10 protein-coding genes are annotated in these 6,217 nt (G+C 66.4%); 2 read left to right on the top strand and 8 right to left on the bottom strand.

Translation table 11 applies throughout. The features are described 5' to 3' along the window. Together EH231_RS30580 and EH231_RS30575 are read left to right on the top strand one after the other, a co-directional pair. On the top strand, positions 1-765 hold a 765-nt coding region (locus tag EH231_RS30580; RefSeq protein ID WP_478354269.1), incomplete at its 5' end, for an Orn/Lys/Arg family decarboxylase. Between the two features lie 256 nt (positions 766-1,021). Further along, complete coding sequence (locus EH231_RS30575) at positions 1,022-1,204, top strand: hypothetical protein (protein ID WP_090433525.1); 183 nt, start codon at positions 1,022-1,024, stop codon at positions 1,202-1,204. A 33-nt stretch (positions 1,205-1,237) separates the two neighbouring features. Here EH231_RS30575 and EH231_RS30570 read toward each other — a convergent pair whose 3' ends face one another. The 8 genes from EH231_RS30570 to EH231_RS30535 are packed head-to-tail and all read right to left on the bottom strand — an operon-like array spanning position 1,238 to position 6,215. Next, positions 1,238-2,005, bottom strand: coding sequence for a GntR family transcriptional regulator (locus tag EH231_RS30570; RefSeq protein WP_044514619.1), 768 nt, complete (start codon positions 2,003-2,005; stop codon positions 1,238-1,240). 49 nt (positions 2,006-2,054) lie between these two features. Next, complete coding sequence (fabG, locus tag EH231_RS30565) at positions 2,055-2,834, bottom strand: 3-oxoacyl-ACP reductase FabG (RefSeq protein WP_090433529.1); 780 nt, start codon at positions 2,832-2,834, stop codon at positions 2,055-2,057. A 20-nt stretch (positions 2,835-2,854) separates the two neighbouring features. Continuing rightward, positions 2,855-3,850 (bottom strand): phosphotransferase enzyme family protein, encoded by a 996-nt coding sequence (locus EH231_RS30560; protein ID WP_164481277.1) that lies wholly within the window; start codon positions 3,848-3,850, stop codon positions 2,855-2,857. A 31-nt stretch (positions 3,851-3,881) separates the two neighbouring features. Continuing rightward, positions 3,882-4,544, bottom strand: a complete 663-nt coding sequence (locus tag EH231_RS30555; RefSeq protein WP_090433533.1) for a microcompartment protein — start codon at positions 4,542-4,544, stop codon at positions 3,882-3,884. A 2-nt stretch (positions 4,545-4,546) separates the two neighbouring features. Next, positions 4,547-4,828 carry a BMC domain-containing protein gene (locus tag EH231_RS30550; RefSeq protein WP_044514625.1) on the bottom strand — a complete coding sequence of 94 codons (282 nt, stop codon included), beginning with the start codon at positions 4,826-4,828 and terminating at the stop codon, positions 4,547-4,549. Positions 4,829-4,840: 12 nt separating this feature from the next. Next, positions 4,841-5,104: a EutN/CcmL family microcompartment protein gene (locus EH231_RS30545; protein ID WP_064933758.1), complete on the bottom strand. Its 264-nt coding sequence runs from the start codon at positions 5,102-5,104 to the stop codon at positions 4,841-4,843. Next, positions 5,101-5,613, bottom strand: a complete 513-nt coding sequence (locus tag EH231_RS30540) for a hypothetical protein (RefSeq protein WP_124713942.1) — start codon at positions 5,611-5,613, stop codon at positions 5,101-5,103. Before EH231_RS30540 ends, EH231_RS30545 begins: the two co-directional genes overlap by 4 nt. After that, positions 5,610-6,215: a BMC domain-containing protein gene (locus EH231_RS30535; protein ID WP_044514630.1), complete on the bottom strand. Its 606-nt coding sequence runs from the start codon at positions 6,213-6,215 to the stop codon at positions 5,610-5,612. Before EH231_RS30535 ends, EH231_RS30540 begins: the two co-directional genes overlap by 4 nt. Positions 6,216-6,217 lie beyond the last annotated feature (2 nt).

Genomic DNA, 6,217 nt, shown 5'->3' with positions numbered 1-6,217 from the left:
CTACTGGGCTCGGTGTTTCATCTACAGGGTGATCTCGTTGACGAGAACAGGCTGTCAGCATGCGCCGATCTGCTCATGACGACGAGCCCGAATGTGCTGGTGTACAGCGCGATTGACGGTTGGCGACGGCAGATGGTCGAACATGGGCACGAGTTGATGGGTGCTGCACTGGATTTGGCGGCCGATACCCGGCGCGAGATTGAGGAGATCGACGATATCGAGGTCCTCGACCAGGAACTGCTGGGTAAGCAGGCCTCGCATGATCTGGATCGGCTGCAGGTGCTGATCGACGTGTCGGCGACGGGCACCTCGGGCTACCAGGCCGCCGATTGGTTGCGGGAGTACTGCCGGCTCGACCTGGGGATGACCGACCATCGCCGGGTGCTGGCCACCATGTCGCTGGCCGATGGTCTGGATACCACGGGCCGGCTGGTCGAGGCGCTCAAGCTGTGGCGCAAGGCCGCGCACGATTTCGCCCCGCCGCCGCGAGTTGATCTGCCGACGCCCGATGAGCTGGAACTGGAGACTGTGGTGGCGCCCCGGGATGCGTTTTTCGGCAGCGTCGAGGATGTCCCGGTGGAGAAGGCGGTGGGCCGGATTTCCGCTGAGCAGATCACTCCATACCCGCCAGGGATTCCCGCAGTGGTTCCAGGTGAACGGCTCAACGAAGCCGTGCTGGATTACCTACGCACCGGGCTCGCGGCGGGGATGAATGTTCCCGACCCCGCTGATCCTGCGCTGCACACGGTTCGGGTCGTGGCGTAGGCGGTGCGGAGGTCGGCAACCAGTCCGTCGAAGGCTTCGTCGCGAGTCGGCCCACGGTTTCTCCATCGCAGCCTCCGGGTACTCCGCAGCAGGTGCCAGTTGACCGGAGACGTCGGTCGATGGCCGTATGCATGAGGAGCCGTGATGGCCAAAGAGTCAGACCCCAGTTCATCGACGCCGTTGTTGCGGCATTGGCTCAGCATCGGGTGTGGGACCGTGAAACCGATGCCGTACCAGCCTGATTCGGGAGAATCTCATGAGTGATACCGACGTGGGTCCTGATGACACGCTGTCGCCGAGCGAGTCGACGGATTCTGACGAGATCAAGAACGCCGACGGCGACGATGTGGTGGACGCACCCGACCGGTGGCAGGGTGCCGACCGGGCAGACACCGAGGAGACGCTCGACCGCAAGCTTGCCGCCGAGGAGCCGGAGTAACCCGAGGCACGACGCCGCAGGCGCGCCGAGGTGTCAGCCGGCCTGACGTTGCAGCGTGACCGAGGCGGTGTTGGCATCGGCGTGGGTGGCGATACCGCTGCCCTTCGCCGTGACGGCCAGTGCCGTGCGGTCTCCGCGGAACAGGTCGCGGGAGAACTCGCACGGAGAACCGTTCTGGTCGTAGGTGACCCGGGTGATCAACAGCAGTGCCGCCTTGGGCTTGATACCCAGGAGGGTGGCTTCGCTGCTGGTCGCGCTGACCGCCTCGATCCGCTCATCGGCCCGGCCGGTGACCAAACCGTATTGGGATTCCAGGATTTCGTAGAGTGATCCGCCCAGCTGCTGATCGAGCAGGCCCGGGAAGGCGTCGGCGGGGAACTGCGCGTGTTCGAGCGAGATGGGGGAGCCGTCGGCCAGGCGGACTCGCTGGATCTCGATGACGTAGTCGCCGGGCCCCAGGCGAAGGGCGGTCTTGGTGGCGTCGTCGGGGGTGGTGATGCGCGTCGAGAGCACTCGGGTGCCCGCGACGTACCCCTGATTGGCCAGGAAGGCGGGCACGCCGACCACATCGGAGAGGTGTCGCTCGACCTGGCCGTGGCTGATGAAGATGCCGCCGGCCCGGCCGATCACCCGGTGCACCAGCCCGGCTTCCTCCAATGCGGCCAATACCTGGCGCAGGCTGGAGCGGCTTGTGCCGTACTGCTCGGCCAGGTCACGCTCACTGCCCAGTTTCGCGCCGGGGGTGCCCGCGTTGATATCGCCGACGATGCGCCTGCGCAACTCCTCGCTGTGAACTGCCACCCCGGCCCCCTGCCCGTGTATTGGTACAGCCAATTCTATCCAGGTTGAACTAGAGTTCAGCGATTGCCATGTGAGATTCGGGCAGAATCTGTCCGCCGTCCACGACCAGCGACTGTCCGGTGATGTACGCGGCTTCGTCGGTGGCGAAGAACAGCGCCGCGTTGCCGATGTCGGCGACCGATCCGAGTCGGCCGGCGGGTACGGCCGAGGCCATTTGGTCCATGTAGTCCTGGCCCATTTCGACGAGGCCCTCGGTGATGATGTTGCCAGGCAGGACGGCGTTGATGGTGATCTTCTTCGGGGCCAGTTCCATCGCGGCGGTGCGCAGGAAGCCCAGCTGGGCGGCCTTGGATGCCCCGTAGTGCGACCAGCCGGGGTAGCCGGTGATGGGGCCCGTGATCGACGACGTGATGACGACGCGTCCGTGGCCGCTCGCGGTCAGCGCCGCGAGTGCGGCCTGCACGATGTAGACGGTGCCCTTGAAGTTCACCGAAAGGACCTGGTCGATGTCGTCGGGGGTGAGGTCCTCCAGGCGTCCGGACGGGAAGATGCCGGCATTGGCGCAGACGATGTCCAGCCCGCCGTGCCGCTCGACGGCGGCACTGACCACCTGGCGGGCGTCCTCGGGGCTCGTCACGTCCGCGCGCAGGGCACTGACCCGACCCGGGGCGTCGGCGAGCGCCGCGACCGCCTCATCGAGGTCGGACTGGTTGCGCCCGGTGACGAGGACGTCCACGCCGGCGTTGGCGAAGGTCTGGGCGATGCCGCGGCCGATGCCCTTGCTGCCGCCGGTGACGATGGCCGAACGGCCCTGAAGCGATGCGAACATGTTTGGGGTCCTTTTGAGAGTCAGGTGAGGGTGAGGCCGTTGGAGCGAAGGTAGCGCTCGGCGAGTTCGCAGCTACCCGCGGCGTAGCTGATGGCCTTGGTCGCCGATTCCCTGGAGTGGCTGTGGCTGCCCATCCAGGCCAGCAGCAGCAGCCTGCGCAGCAGCACGAACGACGCCAGCATGTCCTCGTCCGAGGCAGGCAGGTCGCGTCGCGTGCGGTAGCCGCTCACCCAGGCGTCTTGCCATTCCGGCAGTGCCGGGTCGTCCTCTATGAACGACACCGCGGTGCCGAAATCATAGAAATACCAACCGAATCCGCAGTCATCGAAGTCGATGACCGTGATCTTGGGAGTTCCCACGGGGTCAGGGTCCACCAGCAGATTGGCCAACCGCAGGTCAGCGTGGATCAGGCCGTAGACGTCGGGTCCGGTGCCGTAGGCGTGCAGCCGATCGTGCAGCAGCGCCTGGGCGCGCTCCAGCACCTGCTGCTCGGCCGTGCCGACGCCTTCGGCATCGTGCCAGCGGCCCCATCGGGGAGCCGCCCCCAGGCTGTGTTCCCAGTCCCAGGAGAACCGGCCGAACCCGGGCGGGCGCTCCCACCGCTGCGAATGATCGTGCAGCGCAGCGGTGATCCGGCCCAGCGTGTGGAAATCGTCGAGGGTCAACGTGCCCTCGTCGGGCTCGGCCCCGGCGACCATGCCGAAGTGCACGGCGTGGCGGTCGGTTCCATCGGCGTTGACGGTGACCAGCCGCCGGCCGTCGCGGGCCGGCAGCACGGTGGGCACCGTGACGTCGCTGTCGGCCCGCAACGCCTGCAGCCAGTCCAGTTCCGACTCGATCTCGTGCGGCCGGTGATAGTCCTGCCGGTGCACCCGCAGGATCGACTGGGCGCCGGCATCTTCGACGAGATAGGTGGCATTCTCGGACAGGTTCAGCAACCGCAGCGTCGCGTCCGTCCCGATGTCGTACTGGCGTAACGCCAGTTGGGCGACATCGATCTCGTCGGTGATGACCATCAGCGCCTTCTCCTCTTCGCGCAAGCGCTCATCAGTGATCCCGTCCTTCAATACCATCAAGCACCGCCGTGATCCGGTCCCTTGCCACGGTTACGTCAGCGGTGCTGCCGCCGATGTAGAGCCTTCCAGCGGCACCGATCATCTGCACGTCGACCACAGTAAGCCCAGGTGCGGCCCGCTCCGCCTCATTGGCCGCCACCGCTGCGAACAACGCCGGGGTCATCTCGTACACCAGAAGTGACTGCCCGGGCAGGATCATCGATGCCTGCCGGTTGCGGTTCAGGATCACCGCGTGCTGATCGGTGATGTTCTCGATGATGTCGTGGTACAGCACCTGCGGCCGCAGCTGGTCGGAAGCCTTGTTGCCGGTGCCGGCCAGGATCGCCTCGCCGGCCCGCTGCACATCCTCCAGATTGGCCGAGTGGATCTCGAGAACACCGAATTGGCGCTCCACGTAGAGGATTCCGGGCTGGATGCCGGGGACCTCGCGCAGCGCCAGATCGATCACCCGCTCGATCGCCAAGGCGGGGGACACCTCGACGATCAGCGCGTGCTCACCCTCGTACGGTGGGTAACCCCGGGCCCGGGTCGGCGTTCCGAGGTAGGCGGCGAACTGGCGCTGCAGGTCCTCCACCAACAGGTAGACGCGGATCTGGGTGCGAATCCGCGTACTCTCCTCTGCTTTGGTCGGCATGGCTACTTGCTGGCGACCGCGAAGTGCGCGCCGAGTTCATTGTGCGGACGCGGGATGACGTGCACGCTCACCAGTTCGCCCACCTGCGAGGCGGTCTCGGCACCGGCCTCGGTGGCGGCCTTGACGGCGCCCACCTCACCGGTGACGATCACGGCGACCAGGCCGTCGCCGACCTGCTGGCGATCGGTGATGGTGACGTTGGCGGCCTTCACCATGGCGTCGGCGGCGGCCAGCGCAGCCACGTAGCCCTTGGTTTCGATCAGTCCGATTGCGTTGCTGGACATAGGTGTTTCTCCTTATTTCTTGGGGTTGGTGTCGGGTTTAGCGTCGATGGATCCGATGATGAGTGCGTCGACCGGCGGTGGGGTGCCGGTGAACCAGCCCGAGGCCACGGAGCCCTGGGCCACGAGGACCCGTTCGCCCACGCCACTGCCGAGGACGTCGAAGGCGATCAGCTTGGAACCGGTGCCGTCGATCTCGACCTCGAGGAACGCACCGGGCGGGATGCCGTCGATCCGACGGGTCGACCACACGTTGCCGGTGACAACCGCTGAGATCATTTGCGCTCCTTCTCAATCGTGATGCCCAGAGTGCGGGCCTTCTCCCGGGCCAGCGGGGTGAGCACCGCCTTGCGGCCGAGCACGAGCGTGCCGCCGGCCATGTCGGCGATCTGCCGTTCGGTTACCGCGCCGGTTTCGATGCGCCTGCTGGCGCCCGCGCCGGATGACCGGGTCGATCCCGCCAGCCGGAAGCTGAGCCGACCTGCCTTGAGGTCGGCCCGGGTCTTCGGGCTTTCGAAGAGTCGCAAGAGCTTCCGGACGAAGCTGTCGAGGTCTCGGTCATTGGTCAACTGCACTGTCTCGGTGCGGTTCTTGCCGTCGACGGCTCGGGGACCGGTGGGTTCCACGCCGAACTGGTCGGCGACCGTCGGCGGGGCGGGTGGAGCCGGGGCCGGTGGTGGGGGGACAGCCACCGGCCCCGGAGTCTTCGTGGCAGCGCCGACATCGCGGACGGCCTCTCGCACCACCTCGCGCACGAGGGCGCGCAGTTCGTCCCGGTTGATACTCACGCGGTGGCCCTCGCCAGCGCGTCCTGGGCTGCCTCGGCTGCCGTACGAACATCGGCTTCGGTCCCGGACAGGTACACGCGGCCGGTGGCGCCGATCATCCGGAAGTCGACCACCTTGATATCCGCGGCCTTCTCGGCCTCGTTGGTGGCCAGGATGGCGTAGGACGCGGGGGCCACCTCCAGCACGAACAGTGATTCCCCGGGAAGCACCATCGAGCCGATCTTGTTGCGGTTGATCAGGAATGCATGCTGGTGGTCGACGCTGGAGATGATTCGTGAGGCCAGCACGTTCGGCTGTACCGCGCTTCCGGTGTTGCCGCCAAGCTCGTCCAGTGCGGCGTCCGCGGCGGCTTTGACCGCTCCGGTCTCGCCGTGGAACTCCAGATAGCCGAATTGCCTTTCTACCACCAGGATTCCGGCCTTGACCTCGGCGTGCTTGAGGGCGACGTCGGTGACGCCCTCGATGTCCAGTCCGGGGGCCACCTCGATGATCTGGGCGGCCTGATCGGCACGGGGAAGAGCACCCTTGATCCAGGTGCCCAGATACGACATGGTCTGCGGTTGCAGCCGGTCGATGAAGATGAAGGAACGAAGTTCAGCCACAG

The sequence above is a fragment of the Mycolicibacterium nivoides genome, from assembly GCF_003855255.1.
Taxonomy (GTDB): Bacteria; Actinomycetota; Actinomycetes; order Mycobacteriales; family Mycobacteriaceae; genus Mycobacterium; species Mycobacterium nivoides.
This window is presented reverse-complemented; position numbering and strand designations above follow the sequence as displayed.